This is a genomic window from Pseudomonas putida group bacterium ESBL64 (genome assembly GCF_045277175.1).
In the GTDB taxonomy this organism is placed as follows: domain Bacteria; phylum Pseudomonadota; class Gammaproteobacteria; order Pseudomonadales; family Pseudomonadaceae; genus Aquipseudomonas; species Aquipseudomonas alloputida.
On record NZ_CP145799.1, the window covers coordinates 5,697,934 to 5,718,131 of the forward strand.

General features: G+C 62.7%; 17 protein-coding genes. 6 read left to right on the plus strand and 11 right to left on the minus strand.

Going from position 1 to position 20,198, the window contains the following annotated elements; translation table 11 throughout:
• Positions 1–20: 20 nt before the first annotated feature.
• Together V6093_RS25795 and V6093_RS25800 are read right to left on the minus strand one after the other, a co-directional pair.
• Positions 21–596 (minus strand): ANTAR domain-containing response regulator, encoded by a 576-nt coding sequence (locus tag V6093_RS25795; protein ID WP_003248677.1) that lies wholly within the window; start codon positions 594–596, stop codon positions 21–23.
• A gap of 11 nt (positions 597–607) precedes the next feature.
• A complete protein-coding gene (locus tag V6093_RS25800; RefSeq protein ID WP_265979722.1) occupies positions 608–1,822 on the minus strand; it encodes a CmpA/NrtA family ABC transporter substrate-binding protein in 1,215 nt (404 codons plus the stop codon).
• A 137-nt stretch (positions 1,823–1,959) separates the two neighbouring features.
• Here V6093_RS25800 and V6093_RS25805 point away from each other — a divergent pair, with 137 nt between their 5' ends.
• Complete coding sequence (locus tag V6093_RS25805) at positions 1,960–2,982, plus strand: quinone-dependent dihydroorotate dehydrogenase (protein WP_003248679.1); 1,023 nt, start codon at positions 1,960–1,962, stop codon at positions 2,980–2,982.
• A 163-nt stretch (positions 2,983–3,145) separates the two neighbouring features.
• Here the strand turns inward: V6093_RS25805 and rmf are convergent, their stop codons facing one another.
• Positions 3,146–3,361 (minus strand): ribosome modulation factor, encoded by a 216-nt coding sequence (gene rmf / locus V6093_RS25810; protein ID WP_003248687.1) that lies wholly within the window; start codon positions 3,359–3,361, stop codon positions 3,146–3,148.
• A gap of 562 nt (positions 3,362–3,923) precedes the next feature.
• Between rmf and rlmKL the strand changes: the two genes are divergently transcribed.
• Both rlmKL and V6093_RS25820 read left to right on the plus strand, forming a co-directional pair.
• On the plus strand, positions 3,924–6,116 hold the full coding sequence (gene rlmKL / locus V6093_RS25815; RefSeq protein ID WP_004576445.1) for a bifunctional 23S rRNA (guanine(2069)-N(7))-methyltransferase RlmK/23S rRNA (guanine(2445)-N(2))-methyltransferase RlmL: 2,193 nt from the start codon (positions 3,924–3,926) through the stop codon (positions 6,114–6,116).
• 94 nt (positions 6,117–6,210) lie between these two features.
• Positions 6,211–8,601 (plus strand): GGDEF domain-containing protein, encoded by a 2,391-nt coding sequence (locus V6093_RS25820; RefSeq protein ID WP_256819428.1) that lies wholly within the window; start codon positions 6,211–6,213, stop codon positions 8,599–8,601.
• 130 nt (positions 8,602–8,731) lie between these two features.
• Here V6093_RS25820 and dacB read toward each other — a convergent pair whose 3' ends face one another.
• The 8 genes from dacB to V6093_RS25860 form a co-directional block, all read right to left on the minus strand.
• The gene (gene dacB / locus V6093_RS25825; RefSeq protein WP_102885170.1) at positions 8,732–10,186 is read right to left on the minus strand and encodes a D-alanyl-D-alanine carboxypeptidase/D-alanyl-D-alanine-endopeptidase; all 1,455 of its coding nucleotides are present in this window, start codon (positions 10,184–10,186) and stop codon (positions 8,732–8,734) included.
• A 200-nt stretch (positions 10,187–10,386) separates the two neighbouring features.
• Positions 10,387–10,731 carry a YggL family protein gene (locus V6093_RS25830; protein ID WP_003248695.1) on the minus strand — a complete coding sequence of 115 codons (345 nt, stop codon included), beginning with the start codon at positions 10,729–10,731 and terminating at the stop codon, positions 10,387–10,389.
• A 41-nt stretch (positions 10,732–10,772) separates the two neighbouring features.
• Positions 10,773–14,402: an ATP-binding protein gene (locus tag V6093_RS25835; protein ID WP_108078210.1), complete on the minus strand. Its 3,630-nt coding sequence runs from the start codon at positions 14,400–14,402 to the stop codon at positions 10,773–10,775.
• 8 nt (positions 14,403–14,410) lie between these two features.
• Positions 14,411–15,028, minus strand: a complete 618-nt coding sequence (locus V6093_RS25840) for a response regulator transcription factor (protein ID WP_003248700.1) — start codon at positions 15,026–15,028, stop codon at positions 14,411–14,413.
• Between the two features lie 280 nt (positions 15,029–15,308).
• On the minus strand, positions 15,309–16,640 hold the full coding sequence (locus V6093_RS25845) for a deoxyguanosinetriphosphate triphosphohydrolase (protein ID WP_003248702.1): 1,332 nt from the start codon (positions 16,638–16,640) through the stop codon (positions 15,309–15,311).
• 144 nt (positions 16,641–16,784) lie between these two features.
• Positions 16,785–17,114 (minus strand): hypothetical protein, encoded by a 330-nt coding sequence (locus V6093_RS25850; protein WP_003248704.1) that lies wholly within the window; start codon positions 17,112–17,114, stop codon positions 16,785–16,787.
• On the minus strand, positions 17,111–17,485 hold the full coding sequence (locus tag V6093_RS25855; protein WP_003248706.1) for a phage holin family protein: 375 nt from the start codon (positions 17,483–17,485) through the stop codon (positions 17,111–17,113). The genes V6093_RS25850 and V6093_RS25855 overlap by 4 nt, the downstream gene beginning before the upstream one ends.
• Positions 17,486–17,494: 9 nt before the next feature.
• Complete coding sequence (locus V6093_RS25860) at positions 17,495–17,809, minus strand: YqjD family protein (protein WP_003248709.1); 315 nt, start codon at positions 17,807–17,809, stop codon at positions 17,495–17,497.
• 312 nt (positions 17,810–18,121) lie between these two features.
• Between V6093_RS25860 and V6093_RS25865 the strand changes: the two genes are divergently transcribed.
• From V6093_RS25865 to V6093_RS25875, 3 genes are all read left to right on the plus strand, one after another.
• Positions 18,122–19,330, plus strand: coding sequence for an ammonium transporter (locus V6093_RS25865; RefSeq protein ID WP_012053177.1), 1,209 nt, complete (start codon positions 18,122–18,124; stop codon positions 19,328–19,330).
• A gap of 73 nt (positions 19,331–19,403) precedes the next feature.
• The gene (locus V6093_RS25870; RefSeq protein WP_003248714.1) at positions 19,404–19,643 is read left to right on the plus strand and encodes a glutaredoxin family protein; all 240 of its coding nucleotides are present in this window, start codon (positions 19,404–19,406) and stop codon (positions 19,641–19,643) included.
• 108 nt (positions 19,644–19,751) lie between these two features.
• The gene (locus V6093_RS25875) at positions 19,752–20,183 is read left to right on the plus strand and encodes a D-Ala-D-Ala carboxypeptidase family metallohydrolase (protein ID WP_047604580.1); all 432 of its coding nucleotides are present in this window, start codon (positions 19,752–19,754) and stop codon (positions 20,181–20,183) included.
• Positions 20,184–20,198: the final 15 nt, after the last annotated feature.

Genomic DNA, 20,198 nt, shown 5'->3' on the forward strand with positions numbered 1-20,198 from the left:
GGCTTGAGATTTTCAGCGCATCAGCCGAGCATCTCATGCATGGCAATGATCTGTTCGGCCACCTGGATCAGCTTCTGCTGCCGGCTCATGGCCTGGCGACGCATCAGGGTGTAGGCCTGCTCTTCGTTGCAGTCCTTCATTTTCATCAGCAAGCCTTTGGCCTGCTCGATGCGCTTGCGTTCGGCCAATTGCTGGTCGCGCGCCAGCAGCTGCGCCTTCAGTGCCTGGTCGCTTTCGAAGCGGGCCATGGCCACGTCCAGGATCGGCTGCAGCCGCGCAGCATGGATGCCTTCGACGATATAGGCACTGACCCCTGCCTGGATCGCCTGACGCATCATCCCGGGGTCGTGCTCGTCGGTGAACAACACGATGGGCCGCGGCTGGTCACGGCTGACCAGCACTACCTGTTCCATTACATCGCGGTCTGGCGAGTCGGTGTCGATCAGCACCACGTCCGGGCGCACCGTTTCGACGCAGGCGGGCAGGTCGATGGTCAGGTCTGGGGCTTCGATGATCTCGAAGCCGGCCTCACTCAACGCCGCCCTGAGGCGACCGAGCTTGCTCTGGGTGTCGTCGATCAGCAGGATGCGCAACATGTTCGTCCCCCTCACGCGCCGACGCGGGCATCGGGCAAGTCGCCCAAGGCATGCAAGCTGAAACTGCGGGCATAGCCGAAGGGGTCGCTGCCGTCCCATCGGGAGCCATCGATCAGCAGGCTGCTGCGCATCGGTTGGCCCGGGCAAGCGATGCCCAGGGTCTGTGCGGCCTCACTGTACAACTGCAGTTGCTGGACTTGCCGGGCCACGCCGAAGTAGTCGGGGTCTTCGCGCAGCAGGCCCCAGCGGCGGAACTGGGTCATGAACCACATACCGTCGGACAGGTAGGGCAGGTTGGCCCGGCCTTGGTCGAACAGGCGCAGCGCGTGTGGGTCTTGCCACTGGTTGCCCAGGCCATCCTCATAATGGCCGAGCAGGCGGGGGGCTATGCTGTCCAGCGGGGTGTCCAGATAGGCACTTGCGCTGAGCAGTTGCGCAGTGCTGCGGCGGTTTTCCGGGCTTTGTTCGATGAACCGGCTGGCGGTGAGGATCGCCTTGATCAACGCGCGGGCGCTGTTGGGGTATTGCTCGGCAAAGACGCGCGCGCAGGCCAGGACCTTTTCCGGGTGATCCGGCCAGATCGACTGGCTGGTGGCCAGGGTGAAGCCTTGGCCTTTGGCCACCGCGTCGGCGGCCCAGGGCTCACCAACGCAGAAGCCGTCGATGCGCCCGGCCTGGAGGTGTGCAGCCATCTGCGCCGGTGGCACCACGACGCTATCGACGTCGCGCAGCGGGTGGATGCCCTGGCTGGCCAGCCAGTAATACAACCACATGGCGTGGGTGCCGGTGGGGAAGGTCTGGGCGAACGTCAGGCGTGCGCCATGCTGGTGCACCAGGCGCGCCAGTGCCTCAGGGTTGGTCACGCCTTTGCGCTGCAAGGCAGGGGACAGGTTGATCGCCTGGGCGTTCTGGTTCAGCCCCATGAGCACGGCCATGTCGCTGGCAGGTACGCCGCCAATGCCCAGGTGCACGGCGTAGACCAGGCCATACAGGCAATGCGCGGCGTCCAGTTCGCCGCTGACCAGCTTGTCGCGCAGCCCGGCCCACGAGCCCTGGCGCTTGAGGTTGAGGGTAAGGCCGTGCTGCTGGGCGAAGCCCTGGGTGGCGGCGACCACGACCGAGGCGCAGTCGGTCAGGGCCATGTAGCCGATGTTCAGGCTGGTTTTTTCCGGCGCGTCGCTGCCGTTGACCCAGGCCAGGGGCGTTGCTCGGGGTACAGTGTTCACAAGAGTCCTCGCCCTTACTGATAAGGCTGTGGGCTGAACAGGTGCAACCGATGTGCCAAGCGCTCCACGATTTGCTGTCCTGCCAGCCCCGCGCTGGCTATAATCGCCCCCTCACTCACCCTGAGCCTTGCCCGCCCATGTATACCCTGGCCCGCCAGCTGCTGTTCAAGCTTTCCCCGGAAACTTCCCACGACCTGTCCCTGGACCTGATCGGCGCCGGTGGCCGTATGGGCCTCAACGGCATGCTGTGCAAGCAACCGGCGTCATTGCCGGTTTCGGTCATGGGCTTGAACTTCGCCAACCCGGTGGGGCTGGCAGCTGGCCTGGACAAGAACGGCGCGGCCATCGACGGCTTCGCCCAGCTGGGCTTCGGCTTTGTCGAAATCGGCACTGTCACCCCGCGTCCGCAGCCAGGCAACCCCAAGCCACGGTTGTTCCGCCTGCCGGAAGCCACGGCCATCATCAACCGCATGGGCTTCAACAACCTGGGCGTTGATCACCTGCTCGACCGCGTACGCGCCTCGCGCTACAAGGGGGTGCTGGGCATCAACATCGGCAAGAACTTCGATACCCCGGTCGAACGTGCCGTCGATGACTATCTGATCTGCCTGGACAAGGTCTACACCGCCGCCAGCTACATCACGGTCAATGTCAGCTCGCCCAACACCCCGGGCCTGCGCAGCCTGCAGTTCGGCGACTCGCTCAAGCAGTTGCTCGATGCCCTGGCCGAGCGACGCGAGCAACTGGCCGGTACACATGGCAAGCGCGTGCCCCTGGCAATCAAGATCGCACCGGACATGAGCGACGAAGAAACGGCGCTGGTGGCCGCCGCGCTGATGGCGTCGGGCATGGATGCGGTGATCGCCACCAACACCACGCTGGGGCGTGAAGGCGTCGAAGCACTGCCGTACGGTGGTGAGGCGGGCGGTCTGTCGGGCGCACCGGTGCGGGAGAAGAGCACTCATATCGTCAAGGTGCTGGCAGGTGAGCTGGGCGGCAAGTTGCCGATCATTGCCGCCGGTGGCATTACCGAAGGCCGCCATGCTGCCGAGAAGATCGCAGCCGGGGCGAGCCTGGTGCAGATCTACTCGGGCTTCATTTACAAAGGGCCGGCGCTGATTCGCGAAGCGGTGGATGCTATCGCGGCAATGCCGCGGTGACCTGACGGGCCGATTCGCGGGCAAGCCCGCTCTTGCAGGGATAGTGTGGGTACAGCTTATGAGGTTTGCCAAGGCATAAAAAAGGGCCCCTTCAAGGGGCCCCTGGGCCTTCGCCCGCCGCCCGGATGGGGCGTGCATGGTAAATCGAATTCAGTGTCCTCGTTCAGCCAACGGCGTGATTTTCGTTGAGTCTATGGATGCCAGCGGTGCCAGTCATTCCGTCCCAGTTATCACCGCGACCTTCACGCCAGCCGTTGATCCAGGCTTGGCGAACAGAAGGAAGATTGAAGGGGCAAAGTTCGCGGGATTTGCCGGTAACCCCGTATTGGTAGCCACGTGAATATGCTCTTTCCAACGGATCACGCTTAAGTCTTCTCATAGGGTGTTGCCCTCACTTGTTGACTGTAATGTCCCGTCGGCCTCTCCGAGGCCGGGCAGAGTCGTTCTGCCGGTTTGCGCTCGCTGCCGGCGTGGCGAGCTGAAAGTGCCGCCTCGTTGCGAAGCGGCCTGAGACCAGTTCTATCGAATGCGAGTCACGGTGTGAATGATCGATTTGTCATAAGCACGTAACCTTTCCAAGGGTGAGGGGATAAGTAAATAAATGCGACTCAACCTTGTTTGGTGTTTAGCCCTGCAATGATCGGGGTTTGCCGTTCTTTGACGTCATTTCGCCAGCGTTGTTTGCGGATGACAGAAATAATTTGAAATGCGACGAAGGGTCACTTTGGCCCGCAGATCGCCAGAATTACGCGTACTGCCTGATGATCTAAGCTGTCTTTGCCACTGGGCCAAGCACGGATCGGTCAGGCGGCCCGGCTTTTCTGCAGCACGTTGTGTGCCGCAGAGGGCCACCCGCACGCCTGCTGGAAAGGTGTACGGGCAAACATCGCGGGGCGATGCGTCGCCCCGTCAGTCAAATAGCCCAAGGCGCTGGAATACTCATGTCGGACCGTTTCGAACTTTACCTCACCTGTCCCAAAGGCCTTGAAAGCCTGCTCGCCGAAGAGGCCAAGGGCCTCGGCCTTGACGAGGTGCGCGAGCACACCTCGGCCATTCGCGGCGCCGCCGACATGGAAACTGCTTACCGCCTGTGTGTCTGGTCACGTCTGGCCAACCGCGTATTACTGGTGCTCAAGCGCTTCTCGATGAAGAACGCCGACGACCTTTACGACGGCGTGCATGCGGTCGACTGGGCTGACCACCTGGCAGCCGACGGCACCCTGGCTGTGGAGTTCAGCGGCCATGGCTCAGGCATCGACAATACTCACTTCGGTGCGCTGAAGGTCAAGGATGCGATCGTCGACAAGCTGCGTAACCGCGAAGGCCTGCGCCCGTCAGTCGAAAAGATCGACCCTGACGTGCGTGTGCACCTGCGCCTGGACCGCGGCGAGGCCATATTGTCCCTCGACCTGTCCGGGCACAGCCTGCACCAGCGTGGCTACCGCCTGCAGCAAGGCGCCGCGCCGCTGAAGGAAAACCTGGCGGCAGCGGTGCTGATCCGTGCTGGCTGGCCGCGTATTGCTGCCGAAGGTGGTGCGCTGGCCGACCCGATGTGCGGTGTGGGTACCTTCCTGGTCGAGGCAGCGATGATCGCCGCCGATATCGCCCCCAACCTCAAGCGCGAACGCTGGGGCTTCAGTGCCTGGCTCGGCCATGTGCCGGCGCTGTGGCGCAAGGTGCATGACGAAGCGCAGGCGCGCGCGCAGGCCGGCCTGGCCAAGCCACCGCTGTGGATCCGTGGCTACGAGGCTGACCCGCGGCTGATCCAGCCGGGCCGCAACAACGTCGAGCGTGCCGGCTTGGGCGACTGGGTGAAGATCTACCAAGGCGAAGTCAGTACCTTCGAGCCACGCCCGGACCAGAACCAGAAAGGCCTGGTCATCAGCAACCCGCCCTACGGTGAGCGTCTGGGTGACGAAGCCAGCCTGCTGTACCTCTACCAGAATCTGGGCGAGCGCCTGCGCCAGGCCTGCATGGGCTGGGAAGCAGCGGTATTCACTGGTGCGCCGCAACTGGGCAAGCGCATGGGCATTCGTAGCCACAAGCAGTACGCGTTCTGGAACGGCGCATTGCCATGCAAGCTGCTGCTGTTCAAGGTGCAGCCTGACCAGTTCGTCACCGGTGAACGCCGCGAAGCGCAGCCTGAAGGCACCGAAGCCCGCCAGCAGGTGCCGCAGGCCAGCGAGCCCGCGCGGCTGTCGGAAGGGGCGCAGATGTTTGCCAACCGCCTGCAGAAGAACCTCAAGCAACTGGGCAAGTGGGCCCGTCGCGAGCAGGTCGACTGCTATCGCCTGTACGATGCCGACATGCCTGAATATGCCCTGGCGGTCGACCTGTACCAGGACTGGGTACACGTGCAGGAATACGCCGCGCCACGTTCGGTCGACCCGGACAAGGCTCAGGCGCGTCTGCTCGATGCACTGGCGGCCATCCCGCAGGCGTTGGGCATTTCGCCGCAGCGTGTAGTGCTCAAACGTCGCGAGCGGCAAAGCGGCACGCGCCAGTACGAACGTCAGGCTACCGAGGGCCGCTTCCAGGAAGTGAACGAAGGTGGCGTCAAGCTGCTGGTCAACCTCACCGACTACCTGGATACCGGGCTGTTCCTCGACCACCGCCCGATGCGTATGCGCATCCAGCGTGAGGCTGCCGGCAAGCGCTTCCTCAACCTGTTCTGCTACACCGCCACGGCCACCGTGCACGCGGCCAAGGGCGGTGCGCGCAGCACCACCAGCGTCGACCTGTCGAAAACCTACCTGGACTGGGCGCGGCGTAACCTGGCACTCAATGGCTATTCCGAGCGCAACCGCCTGGAGCAAAGCGATGTAATGGCTTGGCTGGAAGGCAACCGTGACAGCTACGACCTGATCTTCATCGACCCGCCAACCTTCTCCAACTCCAAGCGCATGGAAGGTGTATTCGACGTGCAGCGTGACCATGTTCAGCTGTTGGACCTGGCCATGGCCCGTCTGGCGCCGGGTGGTGTGCTGTATTTCTCCAACAACTTCCGCAAGTTCCAGCTGGACGAGCACCTGATGGCGCGTTACGTGGTGGAAGAAATCAGCGCGCAGACCCTGGACCCGGACTTCGCCCGTAATAACCGTATCCATCGCGCCTGGCGTTTGCAGCTTCGTTGAGGCGACGAGGTACATTGCACGGCTAATGGCCAATAGCTATAACTGAGGGCAGGGCAAGATAATCCGCAGGACGCTGACGTGACGAGATGGGTGTATGTCAAAGTGTGGCGTGCTTGCGCGGTTGCTTGGCTTGTGCACAGAGAGGGCGTCCGCCTGGGCGATGGCGCTGATTGCACTGGTGGCGGGCGGCTTGTTGACCGCCGCCTTGGCATTTGCCGCGCACACCTTCTACAAACAGCAACTGCGCCAGCGCTTCGAGCTGCTGGCCAGCGAGCGCGCCAGCCGTATTGGCGAGCGTTTTGACGAACAGCAGCAGCGCCTGGATGGGCTGCGGCGGTTTTTCAGCTTTTCCAACGACATCAGCCCGCGCGAATTCGACGGCTATGCCCGGCCACTGCTGCAGCGCACCCTGGCCTATGCCTGGGCGCCGCGCGTCGAGGCTGCGCAACGCGCCGAATTCGAGCGCCTGGCCAGTGACCATACCGGCCCAGGCTATGTGATCCGGGACAAGGACGCGCAAGGCCAGTGGCGCCCGGCGTCGCAGCGCGATCATTACTTCCCGGTACTCTATACCCAATCGGGCGAACTGCCCGGGTTGCCCTACGGCCTGGACCTCGCTGGCCGAAGCGAGCCTCAGGCGGCCTTGGCGCGGGCGTTGGGGCCAGGCAGCATGGCGGTGTCCGAGCCATTGGCCCTGTTCGATACCCACTCGGCAGAGCGCGGCCTGTTGATGGTCGCGCCGGTATTTTCCGATGCCGACCCCCGCGGTGCTGCAGCGGGTTATGTGGTGGCCTTGCTGAGCATGCGCGAGCTGGTCAGCGACGGTCGGCCGGTAGCGACGGATGACAACCTTGTCGTGCGCATCACGGACCCGTCTGGGTTACAAGGCCCCGTCGTGATGTTCGATTCGCAAAATCAGGTCGCGCCCTTGGCCCTGGCCAGCAATCAGTTGTTGCGCCTGGCCGATCATTATTTCCAGCTGAGCATTCAGCCGAGCCAGGCGTTCGTGCAGGCGAACCGCTCCTCGGCAGTGCTGGCGGTCGGTTTGTTGGGCGGACTGTTGAGCCTGTTGCTCAGCGTGCTGCTCTACAGCCTGTTGAGCCAGCGTCAGCGCGCCCTGGCCTTGGTCGCTCAGCGTACGGCCGAGTTGCAGGTCAGCGAGCAGTCGTTGCGTGGCACCCACAACCAACTGCGCAGTGTGCTGGATGCCGCGACCCAGGTGGCGATCATCGCCACCAACCTCAAGGGGGTGGTCAGCACGTTCAACGCCGGTGCCGAACGCATGCTCGGTTACGCGGCCAGCGAAGCGATCGGCCGCTTGCGCCTTGAAGACCTGGTGCTGCCGGAGGAGCTGAACCTGCGTGCCCATGCCTTGAGCTTGCGTTTTGGCCGCGCCATTGCTGGGGGCCAGGCGATGTTCGCTGAAACGGTACAGGAGCACGGGGCCGAGCCTGGCGAGTGGACCTTGCTACGGGCTGATGGCAGCCAGCTGGTCGCCAACATGCTAGTGACTGCCATGCTCGACGAACAGGGGTTGTGGGTTGGCTACCTGGCCATCTGCATTGACGTGACCGAGCGGCGCCGGGTGCATGAGGCGTTGGCAGCGCGTGACCGGTTGCTGGAAAAGCTCAGTGCCGAGGTGCCGGGCGGCATCTACCAATATCGCCTGGATGCCAACGGCCATTCGTGTTTTCCATATGCCAGCATGGGCCTGTATGACATTTATGAGGTCGACCTCATGCAATTACGTGAGGATGCCTCGAGGGTGTTCGAACGTATCCACCCCGATGACCTGGAGCGCGTGCGCCGCTCGGTGCGCTATTCGGCCGAACACCTGTCACCCTGGCGCGAGGAGTATCGGGTCTGCCTGCCCCGGGCCGGACTGCGCTGGGTGCGTGGCGAGGCGACCCCGGAAGTGGGCGAGCAGGGCTGCACGCTGTGGCATGGCTACCTGACTGACATCTCCGACCTGAAGGGCGTGGAGGAAGAGTTGCGGGCGCTGTCGGTCACAGACTCGCTGACCGGTATCCATAATCGTCGCTACTTCCAGGAGCGGCTCAAGATCGAACTGGAACGGGCCCAGCGCGATGGCTTGGCGCTGGCGGTGATCATGCTCGACATCGATCACTTCAAGCGCATCAACGACCGCTTCGGCCATGCCGTCGGCGACCGGGTGCTGCGTAGCCTGTGCCAGCGCATCGGTCAGCGTTTACGGCGTACCGATGTGTTTTGCCGCTTGGGCGGGGAAGAGTTCATGGTGCTTTGCCCGGGCAGCGATGTCGATCAGGCGCGGTTGCTGGCGCTGGAGTTGTGGCAAGGGGTGCGCAATGTGCCGGTGGAAGGCGTGGGCCAGGTGACTGCAAGCTTTGGGGTGGCGGGTTGGCGGTCGGGCGAAGGCGCTGATGCCTTGCTGTTGCGCGCCGACGCCGGCGTGTATGCGGCCAAACAGGCCGGGCGGGACCGGGTGGAGGGGGAGTCGGCCTAAGCGCTGTCGGTTGCCGGTACCGAGCCTTTCGCGGCGAAAACCGCTCCTACAGGTTGCACAGGTTTGGTAAGCCGTGCTCACCCCTGTAGGAGCGGGTTCACCCGCGAAAAGGCCAATACAGGCTAACCAATCAATTAGCTGCTGTACTGCCAGCCAGCTTCGGCTGGCGATACAGGTCAAGCAACACCTGATCCAGCACCTGCGAGGCACCCCACGGTTTAGGGTCGTTGAGAATCGCTGCCACCGCCCAGGTATGGCCGTTGCTGTCGCGACTGAAGCCGGCAATCGCCCGCACAGTGTTCAGTGTGCCGGTCTTGATGTGCCCTTCACCGGTCATCGCGGTGCGCTTGAGACGCTTGCGCATCGTGCCGTCCATGCCCACCAGCGGCATCGAGCTCATGAATTCGGCAGCGTAAGGGCTCTTCCAGGCGGCTTTCAGCATCTCGGCCATTTCTCGGGTACTGACCCGTTCGGCACGCGACAGGCCAGAGCCGTTTTCCATCACCAGATGCGGCGCAGTAATACCCTTTTTCGCCAGCCATTGGCGTACCACGCGCTGGGCAGCACGGGCGTCGTCACCATCGGCATCGGTGCGGAACTGCGCGCCAAGGCTCAGGAACAGCTGCTGGGCCATGGTGTTGTTGCTGTACTTGTTGATGTCGCGGATCACTTCCACCAGGTCTGGCGAGAAGGCGCGGGCCAGCAGGCGAGCACTCTTGGGCACATTCTCGATGCGGTCGCCACCCTGGATGTTGCCACCCAGTTCGTTCCAGATTGCGCGCACGGCACCGGCGGCGTAGGTGGAATGGTCGAGCAGCGACAGGTAGGTTTGCGAGTTGCAGCCGTCACCCAGTTGGCCGCTGACCGTGACACTGATGCCGTCGGCCTGGGGCACCGGGTTGTAGCGCACATCACCGGTGCATTTCTTTGAGGCTACCGGCTTGACCTGGTTGTCGATACGGATACTGGCAATCGGCGGCTCGACTGCGACGGTGACTTTGCCACCATCATTGCGCGCCACGAAGCGCAGGGCCTTGAGGTTGACCAGCAGCGAGTCGGGCTTGACCAGGAACGGCTTGTTATCATCACCGCCGTCGTCGTTGAACTGCGGCAGGTTGGGCTGCACGAAATGGCTGCGGTCCAGCACCAGGTCACCGGTGACGGTGCGCACGCCATTGGCGCGCAGGTCACGCATCAGCAGCCACAGCTTTTCCATGTTCAGTTTGGGGTCACCGCCACCTTTAAGGTACAGGTTACCGTTAAGCACACCGTTGCTCAGGGTGCCGTCGGTGTAGAACTCGGTTTTCCACTGGAAGGTCGGGCCAAGCAGTTCGAGGGCGGCGTAGGTCGTGACCAATTTCATGGTCGAGGCCGGGTTCACCGACACATCGGCATTGAACACGGTCGGGGTGCCGGGGCCATCCAGCGGCAGCATCACCAGCGACAGCGCTGTGTCCTGCAGCTTGTTGGCCTTGAGCGCCTGCTGCACTTTGGCAGGCAGGGTGGTATTGACGGCGGCGTGGCTGGGCAAGGCAAGTGGCAACAGCAGGCCGGCAAGTATGAGGGGACGAAGCGTTTTGATCATAGTGAGTGAATACCCTGCGGCGAGGGAAAAGGGCTTTGGGGCTGTAAGAGATGATGGCCCCACGACGTAAACACTACGCATTATGCCCCAAGCGCAGCCACGATGCGTCACGTTCGACGGAAAAGCATCGCCAATAAAAAGGCCACCCGAATGGGGTGGCCTTTTCAGCAATCAACCTTTCAGCCCGAAGCTGACAAGTATCACTCAGCCTTGTTGATAGGCTTTTCCGGGTACCAGGCATCCAGCAGCGGGCTGACTTCGATTTTGGTCAGTTCGCTGCGGCCTTTGAGCCAGGCTTCAACGGCAGCGCGCTGTTCTTCGCTGACCGAGCCGCGTTTGACCGAGCACACCAGGCCGAAATCGTCACCGCCTACATAATCCAGGCCGTTGGCGTCCATGGCTTCTTCCAGGAACGCGTCGAGGAAAGCATCGATTGCCTGGTCATCCAGATCTTCCTTGAATTCCAGGTTCAGCTCGAAGCCCAATTCCTGAAACTCGTCGACACACAGCTTCTTGCGCAGACGACGGGAGCGGTTTGTGGCCATGAAACAATCCTCTTAGGTAATAACGCCGCGCAGTCTACCAGTTAACACGTCTGGTTGCCTGCCTGAGTATCCGTGCTGGTGGCCAATTCCTTGGCCAGGGCACGTTCCACTCGGCACATATGCCGTGCCAGTGCCTGGCGCCGCAGGCGCACCTGGGCAGTGGGCAAGTCGCTGGCCTCCAGGGCTTCACAGGCCGCCATCAGGTCAGGGGCTTCCAGCATGCGTGCGGCGCTGAGCACCTTGTGGGCCTGCTCGGCAATGGCGCCGCTGTCGTGTTGCGGGTGAAGCGCCATCAGGCTGGCCAGGTCGGCCTGAAGGCTCTGATGCAAGGTCTCCAGGAAGCGCTGACGGTCAACCGGGTCAGGCCCGACCACGGCGGCCAGGCCGTCCAGCTGGTACAGCTTGCGGCGGGGGCGTTGCTGGCGGCGCGGGCGAATGCCAGCCAGGCGCTGGCTGAGGGTGCTCAGGCTGATGGGCTTGAGCAGGCAGTCGTCCATGCCGGCGGTCAGGCACTTGCGGCGTACTTCCGGCTGTGCGTTGGCGGTATAGCCGAGGATGGTGCAGGGGGGGCGCTTGCCCTGGCGTTCTTCGGCGCGCACGGCAGTCGCCAGCTGGTAACCGTTCATGTGCGGCATGTTGCAGTCGAGTACCAGCACATCGAAGTCGCCTTCCCGCCAGGTCGCCAGGCCTTCCCGCCCATCGCGGGCGCTGGCGTGCTCCAGGCCCAGGTAGCCAAGTTGTTGCGCCATCAGTTGCAGGTTGGCCGGGTGATCATCAATGACCAGCACGTTCAGCCGTGGGTCGGGCACGTCGAGCTGCTCGGGCAGCGGTTTCGGCTGCTCTGCGCCATCCACCCGTTGCAGCGGCATCTTCAGGCGCACCTGGGTACCGACATCCTCCAGGCTTTTCATGGACAGGCTGCCGCCCATCATTTCGCACAGGTTACGGCAGATGGCCAGGCCCAGCCCGGTACCTGCGCGGGCGCCCTGGCTGTGCGGGTTGGCCTGGATGAACGGGTTGAACAGGCGCTGCAGGTCGTCGGGGTGGATGCCGATGCCACTGTCGCGCACCTCCAGCTCCAGTACGGCGGGTGTGCTGGTACCGTCATCCAGCAGGCTGACGCAGATGCGCACCTGACCATGCTCGGTGAACTTGATGGCATTGCTCACCAGGTTGGACAGCACCTGCTTGAAGCGCAGCGGGTCAAGCAGGACAGGGCAGCGTGCGGCCGGGGCGATCTGCACCTCCAGGGCCAGGCCTTTCTGCCGCGCCTGGCCGTCGAAAATGCGCGCCACCGATTCGACCAGCGCCGCCAGGTCGACCACCTCCGGGGCCAGGGACAAGTGCCCGGACTCGATGCGCACGATGTCGAGAATGTCACCGATCAGGCCTAGCAGGTCTTTGGCCGAATGGTGTGCCAGTTCCAGCGCGCTTCGGTCCACCCGGCCCTGGTCGGCGCGCTTGACCGCCAGTTCCAGCATGCCGATGACGGCATTCATCGGGGTGCGGATTTCGTGGCTGATGGTCGCCAGGAACGTGCTCTTGGCGCGGTTGGCATCGTCGGCCTGCTGCTTGGCCTGGCGCAGCTCCATGACCAGTTGCCGGCGTTCGCTGATGTCGATCCAGCCGCCGATGATCCCCTGTACCTCACCCAGAGAGTCGCGGTACGGCAAGATCCAGTGGTAGATAGTCAATGCCCGGCCTTTGATCCGTAGTGGGCGGTCCTTGATCAGCGGCGAGCCCGCCGCCATGACTTTCTGGTAATCAGCCTGGATCTGCCGAGCCTGCTCGGAATCGGCAAACAGGCTGTCCTTGAGTTTTTTGCCGATCACCTGATCGGAGCGGGCCTGCACGGCTTCAAGGTAGCTGTAGTTGCAACTTTTCAGGCAACCCTCGCGGTCGCGCACATACATGGGGTGGGGCGTACCGTTGAGCAGGGCGCGCATGAATGCCAACTGGTCGTTCAGCGCGCGTTCGGCGCGCTGGCGCTGGCGAATCTGCAGGCGCAGGCGGGCATTCCAGAGCAGGGCCAGCAACAAGAGCACGACCGTGGCCAGCACCACCTGCAGGGCAAGGCGGCTGTAGACTTTGGTGTTGTCATCCTCATGCCTGCCAAAGCCGCGCCAGCGGTTGTTGATTACCCCCAGCTCCTCGGGTGAGATACTCAGCAAAGCCTTGTCGAGGATAGACAACAGCGCCGGTGACGGAGCCGTGGTGGCCATGGCGAAGTTGGCGGGTTCGCTGCCGACCGAGGTGCGGATGACCAGTTCGGGGTTGCTGGCCAAGGCGTGGTTGGCGTCGATCAGGGTGGTGATCACCGCATCGACGGCCCCGCTGTTGAGCAACGCCATGGAGTAGAACGCGCTTTCGGTCTCGACCCAGCTTATCTTTGGGTAGTCCCGGGACAGCATGGCGTTCATGGTACTGTCCCGGGTAATGGCGATGCGATGCCCCTGCAACTGCTCCAGTGAACTCAGTGTGTTGTTGTCCTTGTGGTTGACCAGCACATAGGCGCTTTCGAGGTAGGGGCGGCTGATTTGCAGGTCGTCCCCTGGTTTACCGGCGCTGGCCAGTGCGGCGATGACATCGGCCCGGCCATCCTTGAGGCGGGCGACCATGTCGGCAATGCCACTGGCGCGCTGCACTTCGAAACGCAACCCGGTGCGCAGGCGAATGAGTTCCAGCAGGTCGGCGGTGATGCCTCGGAAATGCCCCGAATCATCGAAATAGGACAGTGGTGCAGCCGCGTCATCGGCTGCCACGCGCATCACGGGATGCTTCTGCAGCCACTGCTGCTCGGCCGCGCTCAATTGCAGTTGGCGATCGCTCAGCAACAGGTCGCTGCCGGCGCTCCAGCGTTTGAAGATACTGGAGCGTATGGCCGGGCTTTGCCTGTCCAGGATGGTGTTCACCAGGTCCAGCAGCACGGTATCTTGCTGACGCAAGGCGAAACCGAAGCCGATGGCCTCGTGTTTGCCGAAGTTGGCCATGCGCAGGCGGGGCAGATGACCACGGTTGAGCTGGTAGTGCGTGGAGATGGTGTCGCCGATGAACACGTCGGCCTGGCCGAATGCGACAGCATTCAGTGCCTGGCTGGAAGAGCCAAAGGCCAGCAGCTCGGCCTTGGGGTAGGCGGTGAGTACTTCCTGTCTGGGCAAATAGTGGTAGAGCATACCCAGGCGCATGCCGGCAAGGTCCATGTCCAGTGCCCGGTTTTCGTCTTCACGCGTTACCAGTACAGGTTGGTCGACGGCATAGGGGCGCGACAGTGCCAGGCCGTCACTGGCCGCTTCGTAGCCATTGGCGCTGCCCAGCAGGTCGATATCCCCGTGCCTGAGCGCCTCCACCGCCGCCTGCCGGCTGGAGAAACGCAGCACCCTCACTGGCAACTGCAAGGCCTTGCCGATCAGGCTTGCATACTCGGCGGTCAGGCCCTGGTAGTCGTTGCCGCCACCAGTGATGTCGAACGGCGGATAGTCGGGGGCCGACGTGCCCAGTACCAGTTCCTGCTGGCCTTCGAGCCATTGCCGTTGTTCGGGCGTGAGCACGGGCTGGACCGGGCGGGCCGATGAGCGCGCCAGTAACGTAAAAGACGCGGCTTCACGATGGCCAGCCTGTGTTGCGCCGCTTAGCAGCAGAACGAGCAGCAGGCAGTTGATAGCTCGGGCCATGACCATGTTCAGACCAGCGCGTTGCGCTTGGCCATCTCGATCAGATCGACCAGCGTATTGACTTGCAGTTTGTGCATGAGGCGCTTCTTGTAGGTGCTGACAGTCTTGCTGCTGAGAAACATGCCCTTGGCAATTTCCTTGTTGCTGCGGCCTTGGGCGAAAAGTTGAAGCACCATCAGTTCGCGGTCATTTACCTGGCGGAAAAGTTGCAGGTCACTGTCGGTCGTCTGGTTGTTTTTTATTGCCTGGCTGGGGAAGTAGTTATAACCGGCCAGTACGGCCTTGATTGCACTGAGCAGTTCGCTCAGGTCTTCCTGCTTGCAAACATAACCCGCTGCGCCCGAGTGCATGCAACGTACGGCAAACAATGCCGGGGACTGTGCAGTCAGTACCAGAACCTTCAAGGGCAGGGCCATGCTCTGAAAGCGGGCCAGCACCTCCAGGCCGTCTAGCTTGGGGATGCTGATGTCGAGAATGACCAGGTCGGGGTTGCTCTCGCGGATCATCTGCATGGCGTCTACGCCGTTGTCCGACTCGCCGACAATCTTGTAGTTCTGGTTTTCCAGCAGCATACGGACGGCCAGGCGAATCACCGGATGGTCGTCAACGATAAATATGGAATGCATGTTCAACTTCCCTGCGGTCGATTGAGGGTGACAGTGGGCACCTTATCGCAGTTGGAAGTCGTCAGGCGTGCGAGGAATGGCTGTTAGGCTTATATGGGAAACGGCTTACAAGATAAAGCAAAATGGGCTACGGAATAGGTGTGCTTAACTCGCTGTCAAAGCGATTTTGGTAACTTTTCATTAGTTTTTATTCGTGCCGTTTAGTGGGGTTACCTCGGTGTAGGAAGTTTCCTGCAGCGTGGTGCAGCGCCTGGCCGAGCCCGCGCTGCACCGACGCGTTTCAGGTCGGGCTGGAGCGCCCGGTCATCTCTCGGGCCATTTCGCTGGCATAGCTGTCGGTCATGCCGGCGATGAAGTCGATCATGCGCAGGAAGGCGCTGTGCAACGAGGCATGCGGGTCTGGCGCATTGTTGCCGATCAGGTCCAGCACCCTGCGACTCTTGAACGATGGCGTACGTCCACCGTGCTGCTCGAGGGCCGCACCGCAGAACGTGTTCAGCAGAATCTCCAGGGTGGTGTAGGCGCCGATTTCGTGCAGGGTCTTGCGCTTGTCCTGGAAGATTTTGTTGCGCGCCATGTCCTTGGCTTGCAGTACACAGCGTTTGGCTGGGCCATGCATGTGTTCCACCAGGTCGCCCGCCAGTTGCCCGGCCAGCAACGCCTGCTGCTGCTCGACGAAGGCGTGGGCGGCGGCATTGGTCAGGTGTTCGATGGCCTTGCCGCGCAGGATGGCCAGTTTGCGCCGACGAGAATCGCGTGGGCCGAGCTGGCGGTAGGTTTCTGGCAGGTCTTCGCCGACCAGGTCAAGCAACAGCGCTTCGACTTCTGCGTATTGCAGCAGCTCCATTTCCAGGCCGTCTTCCAGGTCGATCAGCGCGTAGCAGATGTCATCGGCAGCCTCCATCAGATACACCAGTGGGTGGCGCGCCCAGCGCTGGTGTTCCAGCTGCGGCAGGCCGAGCTTGCGGGCGATCTGTTCGAGCAGGGGCAGTTCGCTCTGATAGCTGCCGAACTTGTGCTTCTTGTAGCCCAGGGCGTCGGCATGGCGGGCGCTCCACGGGTACTTGAGGTAGGTGCCGAGGGTGGCATAGGTCAGCCGGGTCCCCCCATCGAACTGGTGGTATTCCAGTTGGGTGAGCACACGAAAGCCCTGGGCATTGCCTTCGAAGTTGAGAAAGTCGGCCCGTTCGTCATCGCTCATGTCGTCCAGCCAGCCACGCCCGGCGGCCTGCTGGAACCAGTGGCGAATGGCGTCTTCGCCGGAGTGGCCGAATGGCGGGTTGCCGATGTCGTGGGCCAGGCAGGCTGACTGCACAATCATCCCCAGGTCACTGGGGGCGCACCAGTCCGGCAGGTTGTCGCGCAGGGTCTCGCCGACGCGCATCCCCAGCGAGCGGCCGACGCAGCTGACTTCCAGCGAATGAGTCAGGCGCGTATGGATATGGTCGTTGCTCGACACCGGGTGCACCTGGGTCTTGCGGCCGAGGCGGCGGAAGGCACCGGAGAAAATGATGCGGTCATGGTCTTTGTGGAAGGGGCTGCGCCCGAGTTCATCGGCGCTGTACAGGGCTTTGCCCAGCCGTTCGCGGGTAAGCAAGGTGTGCCAGTCCAAGGCGCGGTCTCCTGTCGTTCGAAGGCAGCAGCATACCCTGCAGGGAGCGCATTGTGCTGCGAAGAAAAGGCCGGCCCTTTGATGCATTTGTATCGATCGTACGGGCCTCTTCGCAGCACAAGGCTGCTTCTGCCGGGGCGAGCGTCAGGGCCGGCGGCCGCCTTGCAGGTAGAGGCGTACCAGCGGCAGCAGGGTGCTGCCCAACCGTACCAGGCGCGTCAGGTTGCCGCTGCGTACGCCCTTGCCGGTGAGAAAGCCCAGCGCCACCACAGCGCCGATGCCCCACAGTGGCGCATGCTTGATACCCAGGCCTTCATGTAGCGAGCTGCCCATGCCGCGCACGCGGCGCAGCGGTTCAAGCAACTGACCGGACTCATGACGGATTTCCTGGCGGTGCATCTCCATGCGCAGGCGCAGCAGCGCCTTGCGCAGTTCGCGCGGGTTACGCGTGTTTGGCAGTTCTGGCAGGCTCATGGCAACAGGCGCTCCCTGTCCTTGGCAAGTTCGTCGAGGGTGGCGCCGAAGGGCGATGATTCGTCGAACACCGCCGCCTTCAGGCGCACGCCGCAGTACAGGGCGGCAATGCCATAGAACACGCACAGGCCAATGATACCGGCCAGTCGATAGCTGTCCCACAGCAGCACCAGCAGCAGCCCGGACAGCGCGGTCAGCAGCAGCAGGGCGAACACCAGCGCCAGGCCGGCGAACAGCAGCAGGCTCAAGGTACGGCCCTTCTGCTCCTGCAACTCGATACCGAACAGCTCGATGTGGCTGTGCAGCAGCCCCAGCATGGCCGCGCCCAGGCGCTTACCCGAAGCGCCGGCGCCGTTGGCGTCATTCTCCATGGGTTCCCCTTAGCGCCGGTTGGCCAGCAGACCGATCAACAGGCCGACGCCGGCCGCGATGCCGATTGCCCGCCACGGGTTTTCCTGCACGTACTGCTCGGCGCTGCCAAGCGCTGCCTGACCGCGTTCACGTACCGAGTCCTGGGTCAGTTGCAGGGTTTCGCGGGCCTGGGTCAGGCGCTCGTGAATCTGCTCGCGCAACTCGTCGGCCTGGTCGCCGGCCAGGTTGGCGGTGTCGGCCAGCAGCTTCTCGGTGTCGCGCACCAAGGCCTGGAAGTCAGCCATCAATATCTCTTGTGCATTCTTTGCCGATTTGCTGGCCATGGGTCTCTCCCTGTCGATGAGTGTTGGTAGTTCGAGTGACAGCACGCATGGAAGGTTCAAGTGCGGCTGCTGGTATGGGCCTTGCTAAGTTTTTGCCACGTTGCGGAGCGCCTATGACCGGTTTTGCGCCGATTCAGGGCGCCCGCGCAGCGGATACCGATAAACCTTAACCCAATCCACGACAAACCCAAGAAAAAACCACGCAGGCTTCACCCCGCTCACCTGAACAGGGTAGGGGCTGGCACCGATTCGGTGCAGGGATGCAGGTTCTTGAACTGTCCTGGTGCCTTTTTCAGCAGGTCTGCCTATTTCATGGAAAACATGCACAGCGCTATGGACTCTCTGGTCCACGGTTCCAACACCCTGTTCATTCTCATGGGCGCCATTCTGGTGCTGGCCATGCATGCCGGCTTCGCGTTCCTTGAAGTGGGCACGGTGCGCCACAAGAACCAGGTCAACGCCTTGTCGAAGATCCTCAGCGACTTTGCCATCTCGGCGCTGGTCTACTTCTTTATAGGCTACTGGATCGCCTACGGAGTCAACTTCTTCCAGCCGGCGACAACACTGGCTGTCGACCATGGCTATGCGCTGGTCAAGTGCTTCTTCCTGCTGACCTTTGCGGCGGCGATTCCGGCGATCATCTCCGGGGGCATTGCCGAGCGGGCGCGGTTCGTGCCGCAGTTGTGCGCCACGGCGTTGATCGTGGCGTTCGTCTATCCGTTCTTCGAGGGCGTGGTGTGGAACGGCAACCTGGGCGTGCAGGCTTGGCTGCAGGCACGCTTCGGCGCACCGTTCCACGACTTTGCCGGGTCTGTGGTGGTACACGCCATGGGGGGCTGGCTGGCGCTGGCGGCGGTGCTGCTGCTGGGGGCGCGCCGTGGGCGCTACCGCGAGGGCCGATTGGTGGCGTTTGCGCCGTCGAGCATTCCCTTTCTGGCGTTGGGCTCGTGGATCCTCATCATCGGCTGGTTTGGCTTCAACGTCATGAGTGCCCAGACCTTGCAGGGCGTCAGCGGCCTGGTGGCGATCAACTCGCTGATGGCGATGGTGGGTGGCACCCTGTCGGCGTTGCTGGCCGGGCGCAACGACCCGGGCTTTCTGCATAACGGCCCGCTGGCCGGGCTGGTGGCGATTTGCGCAGGTTCCGATCTGATGCACCCGGTGGGTGCGCTCGCCACCGGCCTGGTGGCCGGCGCTCTGTTTGTCTGGACCTTCACCGCCGCGCAAAATCGCTGGAAAATCGACGACGTCCTGGGTGTGTGGCCGTTGCATGGCCTGTGTGGCGTGTGGGGGGGCATCGCCTGTGGCGTGTTCGGCCAGGTGGCGCTGGGCGGCATGGGCGGTGTCAGCCTGGTCAGCCAGTTGCTGGGCAGCCTGATGGGCGTGCTGGTGGCCTTGGCCGGTGGCTTTGCCGTGTACGGAGCCATTCGTGCGTTGCATGGCCTGCGCTTGAGCCATGAGCAGGAGTTCCAGGGCGCGGACCTGTCGCTGCACCGGATCGGTGCTACCAGCCAGGATTGAGCCTGGTCAGGTGCAGGGTGGGCGTGGCGCGCCTAGAATAGGCTTCTGTGTATGCCAACCCGGGACCTGCCACATGCTGCCTGAATGTCAACTGTTCGGCACCCTCGGCTGCCACCTCTGCGAAGTGGCCGAGGCTGTGTTGATGCCTCTCGTCGATCATGGCCTGCTGGTAGAGCTGGTCGATATCGCCGAGAGCGAGCTTTTGTTCGAACGTTATGGCCTGATCATTCCGGTGCTGCGGCGCTGTGACAACGGCGCCGAGCTGCACTGGCCGTTCGATACCGAACAAGTGGTGGCTTTTCTTGGGCAATGATGGCTGCAGAGGAGTTGCAACCCTGCTCCATGATCTGTGAAGCGAGCTGATGATCCGGTGGAGGCGCACCGTCGCCGGTAACCTTCTCCATCATCGGAATAGCTCGCCATGTTCATCACTCCACATTTCACCTTCGATGAAATGACCGTTTCCCAGCTCGCCGCCCGCGAAGGGTTCGATAATGCACCGCCCCTCGAAGCCAGGGCCAACCTGCAATTGCTGTGCTGTGCGCTGGAACAGGTACGTGCATTGTTCGACGCGCCCATCATCATCAGCAGCGGGTATCGCAGTGAAAGGGTCAATCGGTTGATCGGTGGCGCCTCCGATAGCCAGCACGTGCAAGGGCTGGCGGCGGACTTCACGGTGATCGAGGTCAGCCCGCGCGAGACCGTTCGGCGAGTCAGCGAAAGTAAGGTGCCCTTCGATCAGCTGATCCTGGAATTCGATAAATGGGTGCACCTGTCGGTGACGCGCGGCACGCCGCGCAGGCAGGTGCTGACCCTGCGTAAAGGCAGCGGCTACCTGGCGGGGCTGCAATGAAGCGCATTGACGGCA